The 19579-nt window shown below is 35.7% G+C and carries 21 protein-coding genes; 7 read left to right on the top strand and 14 right to left on the bottom strand.

Features of this window, described 5'->3' with window-relative positions:
- Positions 1-33: 33 nt before the first annotated feature.
- The 7 genes from MP477_RS05050 to MP477_RS05080 form a co-directional block, all read right to left on the bottom strand.
- The gene (locus MP477_RS05050; protein ID WP_257189422.1) at positions 34-738 is read right to left on the bottom strand and encodes a YqjF family protein; all 705 of its coding nucleotides are present in this window, start codon (positions 736-738) and stop codon (positions 34-36) included.
- Positions 739-782: 44 nt separating this feature from the next.
- A complete protein-coding gene (locus MP477_RS05055) occupies positions 783-1268 on the bottom strand; it encodes an SRPBCC family protein (protein ID WP_257189423.1) in 486 nt (161 codons plus the stop codon).
- Positions 1269-1270: 2 nt separating this feature from the next.
- Positions 1271-2053 carry a fatty acid desaturase gene (locus MP477_RS05060; RefSeq protein WP_257189424.1) on the bottom strand — a complete coding sequence of 261 codons (783 nt, stop codon included), beginning with the start codon at positions 2051-2053 and terminating at the stop codon, positions 1271-1273.
- A 10-nt stretch (positions 2054-2063) separates the two neighbouring features.
- The gene (locus tag MP477_RS05065) at positions 2064-2873 is read right to left on the bottom strand and encodes a DUF393 domain-containing protein (RefSeq protein WP_257189425.1); all 810 of its coding nucleotides are present in this window, start codon (positions 2871-2873) and stop codon (positions 2064-2066) included.
- A gap of 5 nt (positions 2874-2878) precedes the next feature.
- On the bottom strand, positions 2879-3232 hold the full coding sequence (locus MP477_RS05070) for a hypothetical protein (protein WP_257189426.1): 354 nt from the start codon (positions 3230-3232) through the stop codon (positions 2879-2881).
- 149 nt (positions 3233-3381) lie between these two features.
- Positions 3382-3885, bottom strand: coding sequence for a GbsR/MarR family transcriptional regulator (locus tag MP477_RS05075; protein ID WP_230035794.1), 504 nt, complete (start codon positions 3883-3885; stop codon positions 3382-3384).
- A 216-nt stretch (positions 3886-4101) separates the two neighbouring features.
- Positions 4102-4350: an RNA polymerase sigma factor gene (locus MP477_RS05080; protein WP_257189427.1), complete on the bottom strand. Its 249-nt coding sequence runs from the start codon at positions 4348-4350 to the stop codon at positions 4102-4104.
- Positions 4351-4937: 587 nt separating this feature from the next.
- Here MP477_RS05080 and MP477_RS05085 point away from each other — a divergent pair.
- Positions 4938-6140 carry an aminopeptidase C gene (locus MP477_RS05085; protein ID WP_230035790.1) on the top strand — a complete coding sequence of 401 codons (1203 nt, stop codon included), beginning with the start codon at positions 4938-4940 and terminating at the stop codon, positions 6138-6140.
- Positions 6141-6556: 416 nt separating this feature from the next.
- Here MP477_RS05085 and MP477_RS05090 read toward each other — a convergent pair whose 3' ends face one another.
- Positions 6557-7618: an NADH:flavin oxidoreductase gene (locus MP477_RS05090; protein ID WP_257189428.1), complete on the bottom strand. Its 1062-nt coding sequence runs from the start codon at positions 7616-7618 to the stop codon at positions 6557-6559.
- Between the two features lie 164 nt (positions 7619-7782).
- Between MP477_RS05090 and MP477_RS05095 the strand changes: the two genes are divergently transcribed.
- The 3 genes from MP477_RS05095 (at position 7783) to MP477_RS05105 (ending at position 9401) form a co-directional block, all read left to right on the top strand.
- Positions 7783-8166, top strand: coding sequence for a helix-turn-helix domain-containing protein (locus MP477_RS05095; protein WP_230035786.1), 384 nt, complete (start codon positions 7783-7785; stop codon positions 8164-8166).
- A 100-nt stretch (positions 8167-8266) separates the two neighbouring features.
- Positions 8267-8875, top strand: coding sequence for a hypothetical protein (locus tag MP477_RS05100; protein ID WP_257189429.1), 609 nt, complete (start codon positions 8267-8269; stop codon positions 8873-8875).
- 109 nt (positions 8876-8984) lie between these two features.
- On the top strand, positions 8985-9401 hold the full coding sequence (locus MP477_RS05105; protein ID WP_230035782.1) for a carboxymuconolactone decarboxylase family protein: 417 nt from the start codon (positions 8985-8987) through the stop codon (positions 9399-9401).
- A gap of 83 nt (positions 9402-9484) precedes the next feature.
- Here MP477_RS05105 and MP477_RS05110 read toward each other — a convergent pair whose 3' ends face one another.
- Positions 9485-11917, bottom strand: a complete 2433-nt coding sequence (locus tag MP477_RS05110; RefSeq protein ID WP_257189430.1) for a thiamine pyrophosphate-dependent enzyme — start codon at positions 11915-11917, stop codon at positions 9485-9487.
- Positions 11918-12055: 138 nt separating this feature from the next.
- Between MP477_RS05110 and MP477_RS05115 the strand changes: the two genes are divergently transcribed.
- Together MP477_RS05115 and MP477_RS05120 are read left to right on the top strand one after the other, a co-directional pair.
- Positions 12056-12349 (top strand): hypothetical protein, encoded by a 294-nt coding sequence (locus MP477_RS05115; RefSeq protein ID WP_257189431.1) that lies wholly within the window; start codon positions 12056-12058, stop codon positions 12347-12349.
- 180 nt (positions 12350-12529) lie between these two features.
- Complete coding sequence (locus MP477_RS05120) at positions 12530-13321, top strand: hypothetical protein (protein ID WP_257189432.1); 792 nt, start codon at positions 12530-12532, stop codon at positions 13319-13321.
- A gap of 56 nt (positions 13322-13377) precedes the next feature.
- On the opposite strand, the gene MP477_RS05125 is transcribed toward MP477_RS05120, so the two are convergent.
- The 5 genes from MP477_RS05125 to queA form a co-directional block, all read right to left on the bottom strand.
- Positions 13378-14355 carry a polyprenyl synthetase family protein gene (locus tag MP477_RS05125; RefSeq protein WP_230035774.1) on the bottom strand — a complete coding sequence of 326 codons (978 nt, stop codon included), beginning with the start codon at positions 14353-14355 and terminating at the stop codon, positions 13378-13380.
- Positions 14356-14427: 72 nt separating this feature from the next.
- Positions 14428-15306 (bottom strand): hypothetical protein, encoded by an 879-nt coding sequence (locus MP477_RS05130; protein WP_257189433.1) that lies wholly within the window; start codon positions 15304-15306, stop codon positions 14428-14430.
- A 241-nt stretch (positions 15307-15547) separates the two neighbouring features.
- The gene (locus tag MP477_RS05135) at positions 15548-16498 is read right to left on the bottom strand and encodes a sterol desaturase family protein (RefSeq protein ID WP_230035770.1); all 951 of its coding nucleotides are present in this window, start codon (positions 16496-16498) and stop codon (positions 15548-15550) included.
- Between the two features lie 74 nt (positions 16499-16572).
- Positions 16573-17607 (bottom strand): 23S rRNA (adenine(2503)-C(2))-methyltransferase RlmN, encoded by a 1035-nt coding sequence (rlmN, locus tag MP477_RS05140; protein ID WP_209801710.1) that lies wholly within the window; start codon positions 17605-17607, stop codon positions 16573-16575.
- A gap of 110 nt (positions 17608-17717) precedes the next feature.
- Complete coding sequence (gene queA / locus MP477_RS05145; protein WP_230035768.1) at positions 17718-18767, bottom strand: tRNA preQ1(34) S-adenosylmethionine ribosyltransferase-isomerase QueA; 1050 nt, start codon at positions 18765-18767, stop codon at positions 17718-17720.
- A 176-nt stretch (positions 18768-18943) separates the two neighbouring features.
- Between queA and MP477_RS05150 the strand changes: the two genes are divergently transcribed.
- Complete coding sequence (locus tag MP477_RS05150; RefSeq protein WP_257189434.1) at positions 18944-19405, top strand: hypothetical protein; 462 nt, start codon at positions 18944-18946, stop codon at positions 19403-19405.
- The last annotated feature ends 174 nt before the right edge of the window (positions 19406-19579 follow it).

Genomic DNA, 19579 nt, shown 5'->3' on the forward strand with positions numbered 1-19579 from the left:
AAGTTTAAAATGTTGTTTCTAAATACGGAATTCTTATCCTAAATATCTCTTTGTTTTTACTTTAATATCCGAGCCTTCCGCGAGCATTACTGAAACAGGCTTATGATGGTTAAGATATTCAAAATCCTGACCGTAGATTGTACCGAAATCAATTTCCAGCTCATGATCTTTTACCTGATAAAAATCCCATTTTGGGTGGCAGACTTCATATTCTGAGGTTTTATCATCTTTTTTTGTAAAGCCATAATAATGCTCTGTGATAAATTCAAATTCAGAATCTAGCTCCATGGGCTGCGCAATATTGTCTGCCGTAATCTGAATAGAATGCCAATTTTTATCTTTCCACGAATACTTGATCAGCAGCTCATTTCCATCTTCATAGATATTATTTTTCATACGCAATGTATGATAGTTTTCTTTATAAATAGAATTAGCTACAAAACTTAAAGCCGGTTTAGGAACTATTTCTTTGATAAAGACCACTCCTCTTTTCCAAATTCCATGTTCTTTTTTCTTTACATAAAACCGCAGATTTACTTCTTCAAAATTTCTGTGAAAAGGAATAGGAAGGCCTAATAACTTTGTGTTTAAAAACATAAAACCAACAAGACTTACATAACATTTCCCTTTATAAAAATCCAGTTCAGTACCTTCAGGTAAATAGCCCAACAATACTTCAGGATTGATTTCGTAATTAATGATGGCTAATTTCCGCCATTCGGCTTTTAAAAAATTCATAATTGTGTATTTTTTGATGATTATATTTTTGACATCATTTTATCCTATCCTGGAGTAGACTGCTGCCCGTGGCTCATTGCAGATTCTTCTGCGATGGTTTTTATCATCTTATTTCTTTCCAGAAGGAAGGCTTTAAGGTAACGGGTGAGGTAGATTGTATTAAACAGCTTTCCTATGATTCCTAGTGGAGATTCAAATTCAAAGATATCTGTCATCACGGTTTTCCCTTCTATGTCTCTGAACCTATGCTGATGACGCATAGATTTAAAAGCTCCTTTCAACATGATATCAGTGAATTGATGTGGTTTTTCCATACTGATGATCTTAGTGGTAAGCGTTTGATATATCCCCAGATGCTTTGCTCTCCAGGTTACGGTTTCATTTTCCTCAATTAAACCGGATGTACGTCCTGCAATTGCTTTTTCATGAGATATTGAAGTTGATTTCTGGTGCAGATCAATATCTCTGGCCAGATCAAAAACGCGGTGTATATCGGCATTGATCAGTGTTTCTAAATATATTCCAGACATGTTCAAAAAGTTTGTTTTTTATGTAATTCAGGTAAGGTTTTATCTATTCTTTCTGCCAATTCCGGGAGTTTAATGGTGGGAACTGCCGGAAAAAGATGATGTTCCATATGATAAAACATACTGAAGGTCAGTTTATTTTTCCAGAACCCTCGTTGCGTTCTTGCTACATTAGGGTTTTCATGAGTGTCGTGATGAACTGTCCACACTGCAAAAAAGGCCATCAAAAATTCACCAGAAAACATGATCAATATATGGTACATCAGAAAATGGATTTGAAGATAAAAGATAAAGAATGTAAAGACACCTATTGAGAGCAGCTCCAGCAACATATTTTTCACATATGTTTTATTTGCTTTTCTTAAAGTAATCCAGTGAATCAAAAAGATATGTTTGGGGCCATATAGTATTGCCTCATACCATTTCATTGAAGCCGGTTTTCCTTCATAATCTTCTTCAGAGAGACAAAATTTATGATGCCTGATATGATTGAACTTTACAGCATGAATGGAAGCCATCATTAACATACTGTTCAGATACAATGACAGCCATGTCAACAACTTTCCCGTTCCTAATGAATTGTGAAAGCTATTATGTACCTGCCTCAATGCTGTCAGAAAATAAAATCCTGAAAATGGCAACGCGATCCAATAATATCCATGATACGCTAAAATCAGTGAAATAAAAAGCCATGGAAGGCTGATATTATTTTCAATCAGCATTTCTTTAACAGAAAGTTTTTTAAGATCTTTCCATTCTACCTGTCTGATAAGTTCAAGGTGGTTCATTGTCTTTATTTTAAAGGATTGTTAAAATAATGATACCCAAAGCTATCGTTCTGAATAGAATCCAGGAAATGGTAGGAGTATAGTTGAGCTTTAGTATTTTACATCTTCTCAAATGTTCCAGAAACATAATGAAGACAACTATCCCGAAATATATCATGTAAAAAACAGAACTAAAATCCGTCCATAAAGTCGGGATCAGAAGTAATGTTCCGATTAAAGAAACAGTCATCATATTTCCCAGGTAGTCCCAGATTTTATCTTTTAAATAGATTCTTAGAAAAATAGTCTGCCAGACAATCTGTCCCAGGCAAACGGCAAACTCTCTTAAAAAATTACGGTTTAAGTTCAGATCCAGTTTTCCGGAAAACATGCTTAAAATCCAGGCAGAGAAAACCGCAACAAAAGCAATATACAATAATCTGTATTTCAAGTTAAAATCAGGAACACAAGGGTCTTCACTATCATTTTCTGCTGGAATAATTTGTTTTCTATTGTAAGAGACAAAAGAATAGAGTTTTTTGAAAAACCAATAAAGAGGTTTCAGTCTTGCTATTTTTTCCAACAAAGGGAAAGAATTCCCTATAATCAGAAGAAGGCTGTCTAATCCATAGATCACTTCATTGTTGTTATGGTTTACCAATGCAATTTCATTTTTTGCCCGATGTAAATCTATCAGATCTTTATTTCTTACTGAGATTTCCGTAAAAGCTTCTCTGCCGTTTTCATCAAGCATCCCAGATTTTGTGAAGCCCTGGGAATATAGATTACACATCGGACATTCGTTGTCGTAGATTAGTGTATGGTTTTTTAAGGTTTTCATGGTCATTATTTGTAAAATTTATATGTTTTGTAGCAGTCGTATACATAAAGTCCTGCCATTACAGGGCTGTATAAAAGAGCTGCAATTAAAATATATCCAAAAAAATCATTAAGAATTTTCTCTTTAAATAAGATCATTACAGTAATCCAGAAGGGTATCATTACTATTCCATAGGTGATATACCACACTGACTTTTTTATCCCAAGAAATAATTTTACCAGAAAACTAATCAATTGTGGAATTCCTACTATAAAATAAAATAATACCAGCCCGGATAAACCTCCCATTATAAAAGCCACAGGCCCAATTATTAAAAAAAACATCTGAGTATAGAAGTCAATTTTTGTAAACTCTTTCATGATAATTATTTTTAATGAGTTCCTCTTTTTCTGAAATACAAAATCAGAAATAAATGAATGATAAAGTTTTTCATAATTATTATCTATTTAAAACTTTCAGTAATTTTTGAAAATTAAAACGAAATAAAAAAGGATTTTTCATCCTCTTTCTATTTCAGCAAGTTAGTAATCTTCCCTACCAGCCAGTGATCATCACTTTTTATAGCCAGATCCATAATATTGTTGATCTTCCCGGTGACAGAGCTGAAATCTTCCATTAGTTTAATGAATTCTTTTGCTCCTTCTGTATCCTTATCTTCAATATTCTTTAGTTCTTCAAGGAAAGAAATTACAGGTTCTATTTCTCTTTTTCTACGCTCTTTGGTAATTTGCTTGAACAGATACCATACATCTTTTTCTGCAACGAAATATTCTTTCCGGTCTCCTTTAATAAATTCTTTTCTTACAATTCCCCAATCCATTAAGGCACGCAGATTCATATTGGCATTTCCTCTTGAAACTTCCAGCTGTTCCATTACTTCATCCGTAGACAAAGGTTTATCACTTGCCAACAGTAAGGCATGTACCTGTGCCATGGTACGGTTAATCCCCCAATTGGTAGCAAAGGTTCCCCAAGTCTGAATATATTTTTCTTTGGCTTCTGAAAGTTGCATCTGTTTAGCTTTTCAATTTATATTACAAATCTAATTATATTTTTTGAATTTTCAATAATTTTTGAAAATTAATTTTAAAATAAAACAGACATCCTTTGGGAATGCCTGTTTTTCATCGTTATTTAATTGTTTTGTAGCTTTCTACCAATCTGATAAATTCCGCTCTGTACCCTTCTTCAGCTTTATTTTTGTTCTTCCAAAGAAATGAACATGACTTTATTGGTTCTGCAGACATTCATTCACTGCAATTTTCCTTGCCCAGGCTTCGAAGGTTTCAGGATTCTGAAGCTGGCCAATCTTTGTAAATATCTTGTAGAAGCTATCTGCCAATACCTCTTCAATATCTTCATCATTTTTCAGATAGCGTCTGCAGACAGCGTACAGTCTGCCCGCCATTTTCTCGTAGATCTTCCGCTGGGCATTGCGGTCATTACGCTGGCATTCTAATAATAATTTTCGTTCCATAGTCAGGAGTTATATCAGGATAGATGCAGAAACTTTTGAGTAGGTTGGAAACATGATAAACTTTTTCCTAAAATAGAGTAAATATATGAATAGGCAAAGAACGCTGAGAAAGCAAAAAAACGGATCGGAGAACTCTAAAAAGAGATAAATGGAGTGTATGAAATAATCCTAGATTTATCTTTTATGTTGACTTCCCGCCTGTTTAAACTAATTAAAAATTTAGTCACAAAAGCTGAATGAAACGTTATAAACACTTTAGTTTATTTTAAGTTTAAACTGATTGAAAATAAAAAGTACACTTAAGTAAAAAATTTTTGATTTTTTTAAAACTTACGTGAGCTTTAGTGAGCTTATTTTCATAACATTATTAAGTGTTCAAGAAACTTTGTAACTTTTGACTACGTCGAAATAACATTCATCGACTGAAAGGAGATAATCTTCGATTTGTGGTTAAAATAAAAAGTTCATTATTAGCTTTTTTAATCATTTCTCTTTTTTATAAAAAATTTCATTTTAAATTTAACTTTTCCCTCTGTAACAAATCTCTATTATCAACGACTATTAATACAAATAATCTTTTTATAGTAATGAAAAATGCGAAAATCGCATCATTGCTTTTTGTTTTGTCTGCAGGAAGTATGATGTTTGCCCAAGATGACTTAATCAATAAGTTAAAAAACAACCACTCACAAAATGCTAATTTTCAGTTCACAACGCTAAAGGACGTTGGTGCTACTTCTGTAAAGAACCAGGGTTCATCAGGAACTTGCTGGAGCTACTCAGGAAATTCTTTCCTTGAATCTGAAATGCAGAGAATGGGCAAAAAGCCTGTAGATCTTGCTGAAATTTTCACGGCCAGAAACTCTTATCATGATAAAGCAAAGTTATATGTTTTAAATAACGGAGCTATCAGTTGGGGTGACGGTGGAGAACTTCACGATGTAATCAATATGTACAAAAAGTACGGAGCTGTTCCTCAAGATGTTTATTCTGGATTAAAATCCGGACAAACGGTAAACAACTTCAAAGAAATGCAGGGGAAAATAAAGCCGGTATTGGATAGCCTGGTTCAGGCTTCTTCAAAAGGAAAACTTTCTGATAACTGGATGGATTCTGTGGATGCTATTCTTGATGAATATTTAGGAAAGGTACCTGCTAATTTTACATATGAAGGGAAAAACTACACTCCTAAAACATTCGCGAAAGAAGTGGTGGGAATTAATCCTGAAGATTATGTAGAATTATCTTCTTACAAAGATTATCCTTATTACCAAAAATTCGTAGTTCCAATTCCTGATAACTGGAGCCATGATTCAGACTGGAATGTTCCGATGAAAGATTTTACTTCTATCATCGACAATGCCGTAAATAAAGGATATTCTATCGGCTGGGCAACTGATGTTTCCGAGCCTTATTTCTCTTACAAAAATGGAGTGGCTTATGTTCCTGATATGGACTTAGAGCAAATTACTGCTGAAAATAAGCAGACGTTGTTTACAGAGCCTAAAAAGGATAAAACAATTACTGAAGATATGCGTCAGAAAGCTCTAAACAACCTTTCTACTACCGATGACCACGGTATGCATATCGTAGGTTTGGCAAAAGACCAGACCGGTAAAGAATATTATATGGTGAAAAATTCCTGGGGAGTTACCAATGACTTTGCAGGATACCTTTATGTATCAAGACCTTATGTTGAATATAAATCAACCGCTATTTTGGTTCACAAAAATGCAATTCCAAAAAGTATTCTGAAGCAGTTGAAGCCAACAAAAAATATTGGTTTATAAGAAATCACTTCTGTCGTTATAAGGCAGTTTTAGATATTTAAATCTGTTAAAAACCCGCTCCCGGATTTTCCGGGAGCGGGTTTATTTTATTTTAACTGGCCCATACTAAGTGCTTTTTTGTGCAAAATTATAAGTGATATGTTAACTTATTCGCACATAGTGCTAAAGAGTTCGGAAACCAATGTACTGGATTTGTGAATCTGCCCTACAGCATGTGGATACAGGATTAAAAATAGAATCGGCTTTCAGAAATTCTGAAAGCCGGTTCTTTAATAAATAGGTGAAAAAATTAAATATAAAATAAAGTGAATTATGATGATTAAACCGAATGGTGAACCGTCAATTTTGCTTCGCAGTGAATAAAATATGCTGTTAAAAAATTGACAGCGAAACTCATTCCCTATTCACCACTCTATTTAAAATAATACGCCCATACTTTCTGCTGAGAAATCAAGAAGTTCTTCTGTGTTTCCTTCTTTGATTTTTTGGACCCATTGGTAATCCTGCAAGATTGCTCTTCCTACTGCCACAAGATCAAATTCTTCATGATCAAGTCTTCTGATCAGTTCTGTAAGGTCAGTTTTTTCTGTCCCTTTACCTGCAAAAGCATTAAGAAAATCTCCGTTTAATCCCACAGAACCTACCGTAATCGTTGGCTGCCCGGTAATTTTCTTAGCCCAACCTGCAAAATTTAAATCAGAACCCTCAAATTCAGGTTCCCAAAAACGGCGTTGTGAACAATGAAAAATATCTACTCCAGCTTCTTTTAAAGGTAATAACCAGTCTTCCATTTCATGGGGAGTAAATGCCAACCTCGTTTTATAATCCTGTTGTTTCCATTGTGAAAGACGGATGATAATGGTAAAGTCCTCTCCCACTGCTGCTCTGATGGCTTTTACTACCTCCACGGCAAATCGGCTTCTTTCTTTTAATGTTTTACCTCCATATTCGTCTGTTCTGGTATTGGTTACTTCCCAAAAAAACTGATCAATAAGGTAGCCATGTGCTCCGTGAATTTCAAGACAGTCGAATCCAAGGTCTTTTGCAGATTTCGCTGATGCCGCAAATTGGGCAATGGTATCCTGGATATCTTCAATCGTCATTGTAGAAGCTTTCTCCATAGCAACCAATGGATAATCTTCAGACATTCTTGTATCCCCTACATGCCAGATCTGTGGACCCATTTTGCCTCCATGCTGATGTACGGTATCAATGACGTTTTTCCATCCGTTTAAGGCTTCATTTCCATAAAAATCCGGGATATTCTGTAAATTTTTTGATCCGGGTCTGTTGATAACGGTTCCTTCGGAAAGGATCAATCCAACTTCTGAAGCTGCTCTTCTCCCATAGTAGTCTGCTATATTCTGTGTAGGAACTCCATTATCAGATTGTGCTCTGGTCATGGGAGCCATTACAATTCTATTTTTAAGCTGTAAATTCTTATATTGAAACGGTTTAAATAATGATGATGTACTCATTTTTTAATATTGTTTTATAATTGTTACACAAAGTAACTAATAATAGTTCGTTTTTGTATCTTTTATTAAAAAAATAGTGGTAACTTCGCAGTAACTTACATTAGTAACATCAAAGTAACATATGGAATCTCAATTCTATATGTGCTTAAAATAGATATCTCCCTATGAAAAAGAATGAATTAATGCAATACAGCTGCCCATTGGGTAAGGCAATGGCTGCATTGGGAAGCAAATGGAAACCCATTATTGTACTGGTGATCAAAGACCGGAGATTACGCTTTGGAGAGCTTGCTGTGCGCATTAATGTTATTTCAAGAAAGGTGCTGACCGATCAATTACGGGAAATGGAAAGTGATGGCCTGGTGATTCGTGAAGAATTTAAAGAACTTCCTCCAAGGGTAGAATATTCCCTGACAGAAAAAGGACTGGCTTTACTGCCTATTTTATACCTGCTGGAGGAGTGGGAAGCAAAATACCAGGTTAAAGAATTGCCTACAAAGGATTGTAGCATGCTGAATAAAGAAAGTAAAAAGGCTGTTAATGTTTGACAGCCTTTAGTTTCATTTCAACTTATATTATCACTACTATAAAATTAAAATAACGTCATATATAATTTAATCATAAGCTATAAAGACAGTATATTTAAAAATGGCAGACGGGATACAGATTTTGAAAGACTTTGTTGGAAATACAATTTCTGAAAAAGATTTTGAGCAACAGCTTTATACCAATCCGGATTTAGAAAAAATCCTTTCAGACCCTAGCATTACTTGGCAAGGAACCTATTTACAGGATACAAATCCATTTTTATTTTTGGCAGAACAAGATTATAAGAGTTCTGTCGGAAAATTAAACGCCCATGGAGCTGTAAAGCTATTTCTTTCAAAAATAGGAGTTGAATTTACTTCTTCAACCGAATACTCAGATGAGTATAATCTGATTCTAAGTACAAGCCCCAAATATATAGATGCCGACCCAGACTTTATTGAAAAATACATTTTACCGGAAGATAAAACCCTTTCAAAAGCTGATCAAAAGCTCTATATGAAACAACGGTATGCTCATCTTTTTAAATATCAGACGAAACCTCCTCAATGGATACAAAATCCTAATTGGCCGATTAAAAACGACAAACCTTTCTTCTTTTTAGGACAAATGGACATTAAAGACTGTGATCTGTTCCACGATAACGGATGTGTTTACCTGTTTGTTGATCCTGAAACAGAAGCTATTGAGACGGTGAAACAATTTTATTAATAATTAGAGCTTCATCCAAGGGTACTTTCAAAAAGGTAAGTATAGAACGGAAAAGTAAGTATATAGCTATTGATGAGTTTATAGTGCAAATTTGTATAAAATTTCCATTATGAATTATAAAGAAATAGCTAAAGAAACCATTGGTCATCTGTATAAAGCACATACAAGCATCCGAAAATCCGGGATTGAAGAAAAGCTTATTGCCCTGGTAGAACTACGGATCTCACAGATCAATGGATGTCCCTATTGCTGCAGCTACCATGCTAAAGAGCTCCTCAATTTTGGTTTTGAGCAGGATGTTATTAACAGGCTACCCGGCTGGAGGCATACCCATGCATTTGATGCTAAGCAAAAGCTTGTTTTAAGCTGGGCAGAGGCTGTCATTCACCATACTGATGATTGGCATGAGATCAAAGAAAAACTGGCTGAACATTTTTCAGAGCGGGAGATTGTAGAACTGACAGCAAGTATCACTTTAATGAATACGTTGAATAAGCTACGGATCACTCTGGCTGAAGCAGATTAAAATTTCAGATCTACTTTTTATGATGAAAAACGGCGAGCTTTCAGAAATCTGAAAGCTCGCCGTTTTTTTATTTTAAACCCCAATTAGAATATCGCAGGATATTTCTGAGGATTTGTTTCGTTGAACATAGCATAGATCTTTTCTACCATATCATCTGTAGAAGGCTTGCTGAAGTAATCTCCATCACTTGCATACGCTGGTCTGTGATCATTAGCAGAGATCGTTAACGGATCTGAATCCAGGTATCTGAATGCTTTCTGCTTTTCTAAGATCTGCTGTAAGATAAATCCTGTAGTTCCTCCTTCAACGTCTTCATCAATCACTACTAATCTGTTGGTTTTCTTTACACTTTCAGCAATTTCGTGAGATAAATCGAAAGGAATTAATGACTGGATATCAATAACTTCTGCAGAAATTCCTAATTTTTCCAGTTCAACAGCGGCTTCAGAAACTACTCTCCAGGTAGAACCATAAGTTACCAACGTAACGTCTTTCCCTTCTTTGGTCACTTCAATTTTACCTACAGGAACAGTGAATTCTCCTAAGTTATCAGGTTGTTTTTCTTTTAATCTGTATCCGTTCAGACATTCTACAATAATAGCAGGTTCGTCCGTCTGAAGCATCGTATTGTAGAACCCTGCAGCTTTAGTTAAGTTTCTCGGAACTAATACCAGGATCCCTTTTGAAAGGTTCAGAATCCCCGCCATTGGAGAACCTGAGTGCCAGATTCCTTCTAATCTGTGACCTCTTGTTCTGATGATTACAGGAGCTTTCTGACCACCTTTTGTTCTGTACTGTACGGTTGCCAGATCATCACTCATTCCCTGTAAGCAGTAAAGGACATAATCCAGGTACTGGATTTCAGCAATAGGCCGTAGCCCTCTCATTGCCATACCAATCCCCTGACCAAGAATGGTAGCTTCACGAATTCCGGTATCAGCTACACGTAATTCGCCATACTTTTCCTGCATTCCTTCAAGCCCCTGGTTAACATCACCGATATTTCCGGCATCTTCACCAAATACTAAGGTTTCAGGATATTTTGTAAAAATTTTATCAAAGTTATTTCTTACCACTACTCTTCCGTCTACATCTTCAGAGCTATCTGAGTAAACAGGCTTGATTTCTTTTACATTTTCAGCCTTCCATTGTGACTGGGAGTACAGGTGGGAAGAATAATTGTCTTTTTCAATTTCAAAAACTTCATTGTACTTCTGTATCAGTTGATTTCTTTCTGCAGAATGCGTTCCTCTTGTTGCCAGTAAAGATTTTCTGATTAAATGGAAAACATCTTTTTTAGCTTTAGAAACCAGTTTATTAAATTGAACAATATAAGTTTCAACTTCAGTATTCTGGCCTTTAAGATTTTCCACTAAAGGTAAAATGGACTGAACTAAATCTGTAATTGTTTTCTGGTAGCTGTCCCAAGCCACTTTCTGGCCTGCTTTTGCTATTTTTTTAGCCTCATCATCAATAGCATCCAATTCTTCAACGGTAGCAATAACTTCGTCTTTACCATCAATTTCAATAGAATAGTTCAAAATCCATTCTTTGAATTTCACTAATCCATCGAATTGCGTTTCCCAAACAAGACGCTCTTCATTTTTATATCTTTCGTGAGATCCTGATGTAGAATGCCCTTGAGGCTGTGTAACTTCTATTACATGAACTACTACAGGAACACTTTCTGTTCTTGCAAAATGCTCAGCTCTTGCATACGCATCCAATAAAGCAGGATAATCCCAGGCTTTTACCTGAATAATCTCGCAACCCTGGTTTTCTCCTTCTTTTCTTTGGAAACCGCTTAACATTTCACTGATGTCAGCTTTAGCTCTCTGATTTTTAGTAGGAACTGAAATTCCATAGCCATCATCCCAGATGGATACGATCATAGGCACCTGAAGTGCACATGCAGCATTCAAAGTTTCCCAGAAATGACCTTCTGCCGTAGAGGCATCTCCTATTGTTCCAAAAGCAATTTCATTACCTCCTTTCGAGAATTTCTCAGAACCTTCAAAGGATACACTTTTATACACTTTAGAAGCCTGAGCCAATCCTAATAATCTTGGCATTTGTCCTGCAGTAGGAGAAATATCAGAAGAAATATTTTTCTGTGCTGTAAGATCTTTCCAGCTTCCGTCTTCATTTAAACTTCTTGTTGCAAAGTGTCCGTTCATTTGTCTTCCGGCGGAAGCAGGTTCCCTTTCTACACTTGTATCAGCATATAGCTGTGCAAAGAAGCTTTCTACTGTCAAAGCATCTACTGCTAATGCAAAAGTCTGATCCCTGTAATATCCTGAACGGAAGTCTCCATTTCTGAAAACTTTCGCCATTGCCAACTGAGGAAGTTCTTTACCGTCTCCAAAAATTCCGAATTTAGCTTTTCCTGTGAGAACTTCTCTCCTTCCGAGATAAGACATTTCACGGGAGATCCTTCCTAACTTATAGTCTTCAAGTATCTGATTTTTAAAATCTTGAAAGGATATCTGCTGTGTTTCAATATAGGTTGTTTGCATAGCTAAGTAAAAAAGTTTTTTATTCTTCAAGTATTTTGCTAATATACAATTTTTAAATTAATTTTAATTTTTAATAATCTTTATTAAAAATTTGATAATAAAAAAAATTGTGCTTTATTTTGATAAAAATTGTAAAAGATGGAAAAAAAGTCCCCTCATATCCTTAATGCCTCAAGCAATCTTTTAGGATTCTCGCTGATCATTATCACTTCACTAAAAATCACTAAAATCAGTCGCAATACATATTTAGACGAATTCGCCGGGCTTGCGTGCCTGCTTTTTGCATGCAGCTGTTTCTTTTCATTTCTGGCTATCAGAACAAGAGAAGAAAAGAAGGAAAGCCAGTTTGAGACTATTGCGGATTATTTATTTTTATTCGCTTTATTTTGTATAGTTCTAGCCGTTATTATTGTAACCATGAAAATACTTTAATTAATATTATTCTATTTATTGAATTAAAAACAGTTTAATATTACCAATTAATTAAGTAAACATTAAAATTAATAAATAAAAACCATCTAAACAAGCAAAATAACTCACATATGAATGAAATACTTGTTTTTTAGCTGTCATATTTGTAATTTCACTCCTATAAATTTCAAAAAAAACGAGATGAAAATTACATTATTAGTATTGGCAAATGCTTTGGCATTTCCTATGCTTACTTTTGCACAAGTAGGGATTAATACAAATAATCCACAGGCTGTTTTCCACGTTGATGCAGCAAAAGACAATCCAACAACGGGAAGTCCTTCTGTACTGCAGCAGGCTAATGATTTTGTTGTAACGGGAACAGGAAATACCGGTATTGGAACTACCGTACCTACAGACAAACTGGATGTTGGCTCGGGAAATGTCAGAATTCGAAATATTAATTCCAATATTGGAGTGGGAGGAAATGACAGAGTTGTAGTAGCCGATGCAAACGGAGTATTAAAGACCATCAATTTTACAGATTATTCATTATTTCATGCCCGTCTTACTGCCAGTCAAAGCCTTACAACCCTTTCTATTACTACGTTACTGTTTTCTACTCCGTTAGCAACTTCACCATTTTATTCTTATAATACAGGTACAGGAGTTTTAACGTTCAACCAGCCAGGCAATTATCTGATTACTCTGCAGGCCAGTTTCTCAAATGCGGCAGCCGGAACCCAGCTGCTTCTGGGAGTACGTCCTGTTCCTGATGCCAATTATCTGGGAAGGGGAAGCCATTATAACGCTACGGCAACCTCCGGAACCGTAGGAGAACTTATGAATTATACTACGATGCTTGTTATTCCTACTGCCGGTTATCAAATCCGTTTTACAGCTGCACCTAATCAAAACTGTACAGTTCTAGCAACGGAAACCGGAAGTACCGGAAGCGGGAACGTAACCAATGTAACGATTCAGAAAATTTAAAAGAAAAAATCGGAATGCTTACTGCATTCCGATTTTTTTATTATTTATTTTAACTTTTAAAATTTTCTTTCGATAACATAGCTCAGCATACTGTGTAAAGAGCTTCGTGCTTCAGAGTCTGGAAATTCATTAAGAATATCTTTAGCTTTTTGCTGAAATTCTTTCATAGTTTTTACTGCATATTCTAATCCTCCGGAACTTTTAACAAATTCTATAAGTTCTTTTACCCTTTTAGGATTATTATTATAGCGTTTTATGGTATTAAAGTAATACTTTTTATCCTTTTCGCTGGCTGTTTCCAAAGCATGAATCAAAGGAAGGGTCATTTTCTGCTCTTTAATATCAATTCCTACAGGCTTCCCAATTACATTAGAGCTTAAGAAGTCGAAAAGGTCATCTTTAATCTGAAAAGCCATCCCGGTATAAGTACCAAAATTCTGCATTTTTTTAGCAAGTATTTCGTCTGCATTATTGGAAAGAACTCCAATTTCACAGCAGGCAGCAATTAAGGTAGCTGTTTTCTGACGGATGATTTCATAATAGACATCTTCTGTAATATCCAGTTTTCTGGCTTTTTCAAGCTGAAGAAGCTCTCCTTCAGACATTTCGCGAATTGTTCTGGAAATGACACCCAATAAATCGTAATCTTTATGATCTGTAGATAATAATACTGATTTTGATAAAAGGTAATCCCCTACCAAAACAGCAATTTTATTCTTCCATAAAGCATTAATAGAAAAGAAATTACGGCGTTTGAAACTTTCATCCACCACATCATCATGGACTAAGGTAGCCGTGTGAATCAGTTCGATCATAGAGGCGCCACGATAGGTCTTTTCATTAACATTCCCCACCAGTTTGGCACAAAGAAATACAAACATAGGTCGCATCTGTTTCCCTTTGGTTGTAACAATAAAGCGGGTGACTTTGTCTAATAAGGGAACTTTACTCTGCATTGATTCATAAAACTTCTGTTCGAAAAGTTTCATTTCCTCATTGATCGGTTGCTTAATGTCTTCTACAATGTTTGCCACAATCTGCGAATGCTGGGTGAATAATTATTTATTCTCACAAAGATAATTTTTTTCGGTCAATTTTAAGAAAAATTAATCTTTGAGTTTTTCTTTAGGAATAAAATAAAATGTCTGCTTTGTTCTCACTACTGAATATTTAAATTTTTCACCGGAAATATAAATCCCGTTTTCATCCACTGCTATTCCTTCTATCTGACCAATGGCCGTAGAACTTCCAAGGTAATAATGCTTTGGCTTTTCTTTAAAAAAGACACCTGGCTCTGTTTCTGTAAAAACATCCAGAAAAACCTCTGTTTTCTTGGTATAACCAACTAAATAAAGTTTTTTATCAAAATAAGCAGCATCTGTTACCATGAAATTGGCTTTATAAGATTCTGCTTTCACAGCTCCTTGTTTTTCGTATACTTCAGGATCTATGGTATAATGTGTACTGGCCTTTGAAGCCCATTCTTTTGTAAAGAGGTGAATTTTTCCATGGGCATATACCATGGCTTCTGCATCAAAATTTGTATTATAGTAGCTCGATATATAATCGGTCTGCTCCGGATAGTGAAACAGAATTTCCTTTAATCTGCTGTTTTGCAGGCTGTCGTTCTGTACGGGCACTTTAAAAATCTTAAGATGCCTCCTGCTTCCGTCATTATTTCCAAAATCTCCTATATAAAAATGAGTACCATCATTGGTAAGAGCTTCCCAATCAGTATTTTTAGCATCAACTTTTAAAGTGTGTAAAATCTCTCCCGATGTTTTGCTGATCTCAAACAGCTCCGGAGCGTTATCACTATCGTTGAAAGTATATAATTTTCCGTTAAACATATTCAATCCGGAGGTTTCCTCAATTTTATGATCCAGATAGCTGACTCTGTATTTTTTTATTTTCAGAAAATCAGTCTGCTGTGAAAATGCGGACTGACCAAGGATAAGGCTAATAACCAGAAGGATTTTTTTCATTAGGCAAAAATAGAGCTTTAGGTTTAAATAAGGAGAAGACGAGATTCTTGGTGTGAGGTGTTAAAAATGTAGTTACTTTTTGATCATTAATTTTATTTTATGGAAAGAGCCACAAATTTGACGTGTGGTCATTCTCCTTCTCCAGAGGGTGGCAAATTGGAGATTTTACAAGGTAGTTTAAAAGGAAACGGGCCAAAAGCCCGCTCTCATGATAGATTTTTATTTAAAATTAACTTATAGGTTAAGCAATTTTCTGTTCTTCCTGATTTTGCGGCTGTTCTTTCTTTTTAGCCTGTCTTGCAAAATACTCTTTCTGATATTGTCTTACGGTCTTTCCCGTTCCGTCATGCCTCCATCCCGGAGAATTAAAAATATAATTGATTCTGTCTGTGAATTTTAATCCCGGTTGTTTAAGATCTTTCCAGATTTTTCGCCATTCATAAAAAAGAACGGTATCCGGTCTATTGTCCGGCATTTTGGGATAGATTCCGTATTTGATGGGAACATTAGGATCTTCTTTTTGAAAAGTACCGAACATTTTGTCCCAGATAATAAGACACATTCCCATGTTTTTGTCCAGATATTTAATATTGCAGGCATGGTGTACCCGGTGGTGAGAAGGTGTTACCAGAATATATTCCAGGATTCCCATAGTTTTCACGGTCTGTGTATGTACCCAGGTTCCATATACCTGTCCGATGGCATAAACCACCATGATATGCCAGGGATTAAAGCCCAAAAAGGCCAGAGGAGAAAAATATAAGTACCTGTAAAGCGGCTGCAAAACAGGGCTTCTGAATCCTGTTGTCAGGTTAAAATACTCTGAACTGTGGTGTGTAATATGAACAGCCCAGAATGCTCTGGAACGGTGATCTACATAATGCAGCACATAATAGGCAAAGTCTGTAATAATAAAACAGATCAGAAAATACCAGATGCTAAAATCCCATGAGAAAAGCCTGTGGTGGTAAAAGAAAAACATTACCCCCATTGCAAAAGCTTTCATAATAAGATCGAGACCGAAATTCATCAATGCCAGATAAACATTGGTAACGAGATCTTTCCCACTGTATAATTTAGCTTCAGAAACATGGCTGTAAATCATTTCGGCCAAAATAACTGTAGCGTGAAGTGGAATTGACCATGCATATACATTTTCTAACCCATCTTCATTCATAAAAAAGTCCATCATCACAAAATAATTTGTGCAAAGGTAGGGCTTTAAACAATGTAGTAAAGGGGGTTTTAACGTTTTTTAAGGAAATTTTAATCGGTCGCTTTATTGGCCAATTGTCCGCAGGCAGCATCAATATCACCACCACGGCTTCTTCTGACCATTACTGTAATTCCGGCATTTTCAAGCTGACGGATATAGTTTTCTTCCGCCTGTTTGTTGCACTGATCGTATTTTCCGTCTCCAATTGGGTTGTATTGTATAAGGTTTACTTTAGAAGGAACCTGTTTACAGTATTTGATTAAAGCTTTAATATCTTCATCCCCGTCATTGATTCCTTTCCAGACACAATATTCAAAAGTAATGACTGAGCCTGTTTTCTGGTACCAGTACTGCAGGGAGTCCATGATATCCGTTAACGGAAATTTATCTGAGAAAGGCATGATCTCATTACGCTTTGATTCGATGGCAGAGTGAAGAGACAGTGCCAGTTTCACACGCAGTTCATCGTCAGCAAGCATTTTGATCATTTTAGGAATTCCAGATGTAGATACAGTAATTCTTCTTGGAGACATTCCTAATCCTTCTGGCTGGGTGATCTTTCTGATGGCTTCCACTACATTTTTGTAGTTCATCATCGGCTCTCCCATTCCCATGAATACGATATTGGTAAGGGGTCTCTCAAAATACATTTTACTTTGGCTGTCAATCAGGGCCACCTGATCCACAATCTCTGCCACTTCAAGGTTTCTCATCCTTTTCAGTTTGGCTGTAGCACAGAATTCGCAGTTTAATGAGCAGCCTACCTGTGAAGAAACACAGGCTGTAGTTCTTGTTTCTGTTGGAATAAGAACAGATTCTACCAATAATCCGTCATGGAGTTTTACTCCGTTTTTGATTGTTCCGTCGGCACTCTTTTGAAGAAGATCTACGGACACGGGATTAATGGTATATTCTTCGGAAATTTTTTCACGAAGTGATTTCGAAAGATTCGTCATTTCATCAATCGAGTGGAGGTTTTTACTCCATAGCCAGTCATAGACCTGTTTCGCACGAAACGGTTTTTCTCCTAAAGATACAAAGTAGTCTTTAAGCTGGTCTAACGATAATATACGGATATCTTTCATTGTTGTAAAAAGTACAATGTAAAATGTACAAAGTAATAACGCTATGTATTGTATTAATTTTAAAAACTAAAAATACATTATACTTTGTACACTCTACATGTATACATAATTTATAGAATTAACATTGCATCACCGTAAGAATAGAATTTATACTTTTCTTTTACGGCTTCCTGATAAGCATGCATTACGAAATCTCTTCCCGCAAATGCAGCAATCATCATCAATAATGTTGATTTTGGTGTGTGGAAGTTGGTGATCATTGAATTAGCTACTCCAAAATCGTGAGGTGGATAAATGAATTTATTCGTCCATCCGTTGAAAGCAGAGATTTTTTTGTTTGAAGAAACAGAAGTTTCCAATGCTCTCATGGTAGTAGTTCCTACGGCACAAACTCTTCTGTGGGTTTCTACAGCTCTATTGATGATTTCAGCGTTTTTCTCATCAATGATGATTTCTTCAGATTCCATCTTGTGCTTGGAAAGATCTTCTACCTCAATCGGGTTGAATGTTCCTAATCCTACGTGAAGGGTAACTTCAGCAAAATCAATCCCTTTGATCTCCAATCTTTTCATTAGGTGTCTTGAGAAGTGAAGACCTGCCGTAGGGGCAGCTACTGCACCTTCTATTTTTGCATAGATCGTCTGATATCTCTCAGCATCTTCCGGCTCTACTGCTCTTTTGATATATTTTGGAAGCGGAGTTTCTCCTAATTCTTTTAGTTTTGTTCTGAATTCATCGTAAGAACCGTCGAATAAGAATCTTAAAGTTCTTCCTCTTGAAGTGGTATTGTCTATTACTTCAGCTACCAAAGATTCATCTTCAGTAAAGAATAATTTGTTACCAATTCTGATTTTTCTCGCTGGATCTACTAATACATCCCAAACACGAGTTTCTTTATCAAGCTCTCTTAAAAGGAAAACTTCAATTTTAGCTCCTGTTTTTTCTTTATTTCCATAAAGGCGTGCAGGGAAAACTTTGGTATTATTAAAAATAAATAAATCCTTCTCATCAAAATAATCCACAACGTCTTTAAATAATTTGTGCTCGATAGTTTCTGTTTTTCTATCAAGAACCATTAATCTAGCTTCGTCTCTGTGTTCTGATGGATGCTCTGCTAATAATTCCTCAGGAAGATCAAAATTAAAATCTGATGTTTTCATTTTAAATTACGGTTTAAAAATTATTGAAATTACAAGGTGTAATTTTCGGAGTGCAAATATACGACATTCAGCACCCCTTTGTCAAGTATTATTTACGATCAAATATAAAACCGTGATTATACGGGGATTTCAAAAGAAAAAAAAGATTTATTTTAGTTGCCAGTAAAAAATTACCGATGGAAACAGCAAGTAAAATTTATTTTCTTAACAGCCCATATCCTAACGGGCATCAAATTATCGCATTCAATTGGAGTGGCAGAATAGATGAAGATGAATCGGTATGGTTTGATTTTCATTTAAAAACAGAAAAGTATTATGCGGATGATCAAAATGAGGATATTGAAGAAGAAACCTCATCTAACTGGGGTTCCAAAATAGTGTGGGGTAATTACCATGCCTGTATTTTATCGTCAACCTACTGGGGCGATCAGGGCGGAATAAGAATAGACAAGCCAGGGGAAAAAGTGGATTTTGATTCTGTTATTAAGAGTGAACTGCACAGCAATGACCTGCCTTCTTACCGTGATTTTGAAGAAGAGGATCTTACCTTTAACATCTATTTACTGGGACATGACAGTTGTGCCGGCCACAAAATAAAATTTTCAAAAAATGATAATCACCGCTACACTATTGAATGAACCGGCAAAATAGCGCTGACATATTCTGGTGATGATGAATTTTCACATGATTTTAAAGCACATATTCGAGGTGCAGCATTTGACGGGTTTCATTATCCCAAAAACTGGTCTGTAGAAAAAGCTACAGAAGTATTCAAAACCAAACTTGCAGATTTCGAAAACTATGAGTTTGTG

It is taken from the genome of Chryseobacterium sp. WG23 (genome assembly GCF_024586575.1).
In the GTDB taxonomy this organism is placed as follows: Bacteria; Bacteroidota; Bacteroidia; order Flavobacteriales; family Weeksellaceae; genus Chryseobacterium.

Coding starts and splice junctions, on each gene's coding strand:
- MP477_RS05050 (WP_257189422.1), bottom strand. CDS start 738: ATGAATTTTTTAAAAGCCGAATGGCGGAAATTAGCCATCATTAATTAC.
- MP477_RS05055 (WP_257189423.1), bottom strand. CDS start 1,268: ATGTCTGGAATATATTTAGAAACACTGATCAATGCCGATATACACCGC.
- MP477_RS05060 (WP_257189424.1), bottom strand. CDS start 2,053: ATGAACCACCTTGAACTTATCAGACAGGTAGAATGGAAAGATCTTAAA.
- MP477_RS05065 (WP_257189425.1), bottom strand. CDS start 2,873: ATGAAAACCTTAAAAAACCATACACTAATCTACGACAACGAATGTCCG.
- MP477_RS05070 (WP_257189426.1), bottom strand. CDS start 3,232: ATGAAAGAGTTTACAAAAATTGACTTCTATACTCAGATGTTTTTTTTA.
- MP477_RS05075 (WP_230035794.1), bottom strand. CDS start 3,885: ATGCAACTTTCAGAAGCCAAAGAAAAATATATTCAGACTTGGGGAACC.
- MP477_RS05080 (WP_257189427.1), bottom strand. CDS start 4,350: ATGGAACGAAAATTATTATTAGAATGCCAGCGTAATGACCGCAATGCC.
- MP477_RS05085 (WP_230035790.1), top strand. CDS start 4,938: ATGAAAAATGCGAAAATCGCATCATTGCTTTTTGTTTTGTCTGCAGGA.
- MP477_RS05090 (WP_257189428.1), bottom strand. CDS start 7,618: ATGAGTACATCATCATTATTTAAACCGTTTCAATATAAGAATTTACAG.
- MP477_RS05095 (WP_230035786.1), top strand. CDS start 7,783: ATGAAAAAGAATGAATTAATGCAATACAGCTGCCCATTGGGTAAGGCA.
- MP477_RS05100 (WP_257189429.1), top strand. CDS start 8,267: ATGGCAGACGGGATACAGATTTTGAAAGACTTTGTTGGAAATACAATT.
- MP477_RS05105 (WP_230035782.1), top strand. CDS start 8,985: ATGAATTATAAAGAAATAGCTAAAGAAACCATTGGTCATCTGTATAAA.
- MP477_RS05110 (WP_257189430.1), bottom strand. CDS start 11,917: ATGCAAACAACCTATATTGAAACACAGCAGATATCCTTTCAAGATTTT.
- MP477_RS05115 (WP_257189431.1), top strand. CDS start 12,056: ATGGAAAAAAAGTCCCCTCATATCCTTAATGCCTCAAGCAATCTTTTA.
- MP477_RS05120 (WP_257189432.1), top strand. CDS start 12,530: ATGAAAATTACATTATTAGTATTGGCAAATGCTTTGGCATTTCCTATG.
- MP477_RS05130 (WP_257189433.1), bottom strand. CDS start 15,306: ATGAAAAAAATCCTTCTGGTTATTAGCCTTATCCTTGGTCAGTCCGCA.
- MP477_RS05135 (WP_230035770.1), bottom strand. CDS start 16,498: ATGATGGACTTTTTTATGAATGAAGATGGGTTAGAAAATGTATATGCA.
- rlmN (WP_209801710.1), bottom strand. CDS start 17,607: ATGAAAGATATCCGTATATTATCGTTAGACCAGCTTAAAGACTACTTT.
- queA (WP_230035768.1), bottom strand. CDS start 18,767: ATGAAAACATCAGATTTTAATTTTGATCTTCCTGAGGAATTATTAGCA.
- MP477_RS05150 (WP_257189434.1), top strand. CDS start 18,944: ATGGAAACAGCAAGTAAAATTTATTTTCTTAACAGCCCATATCCTAAC.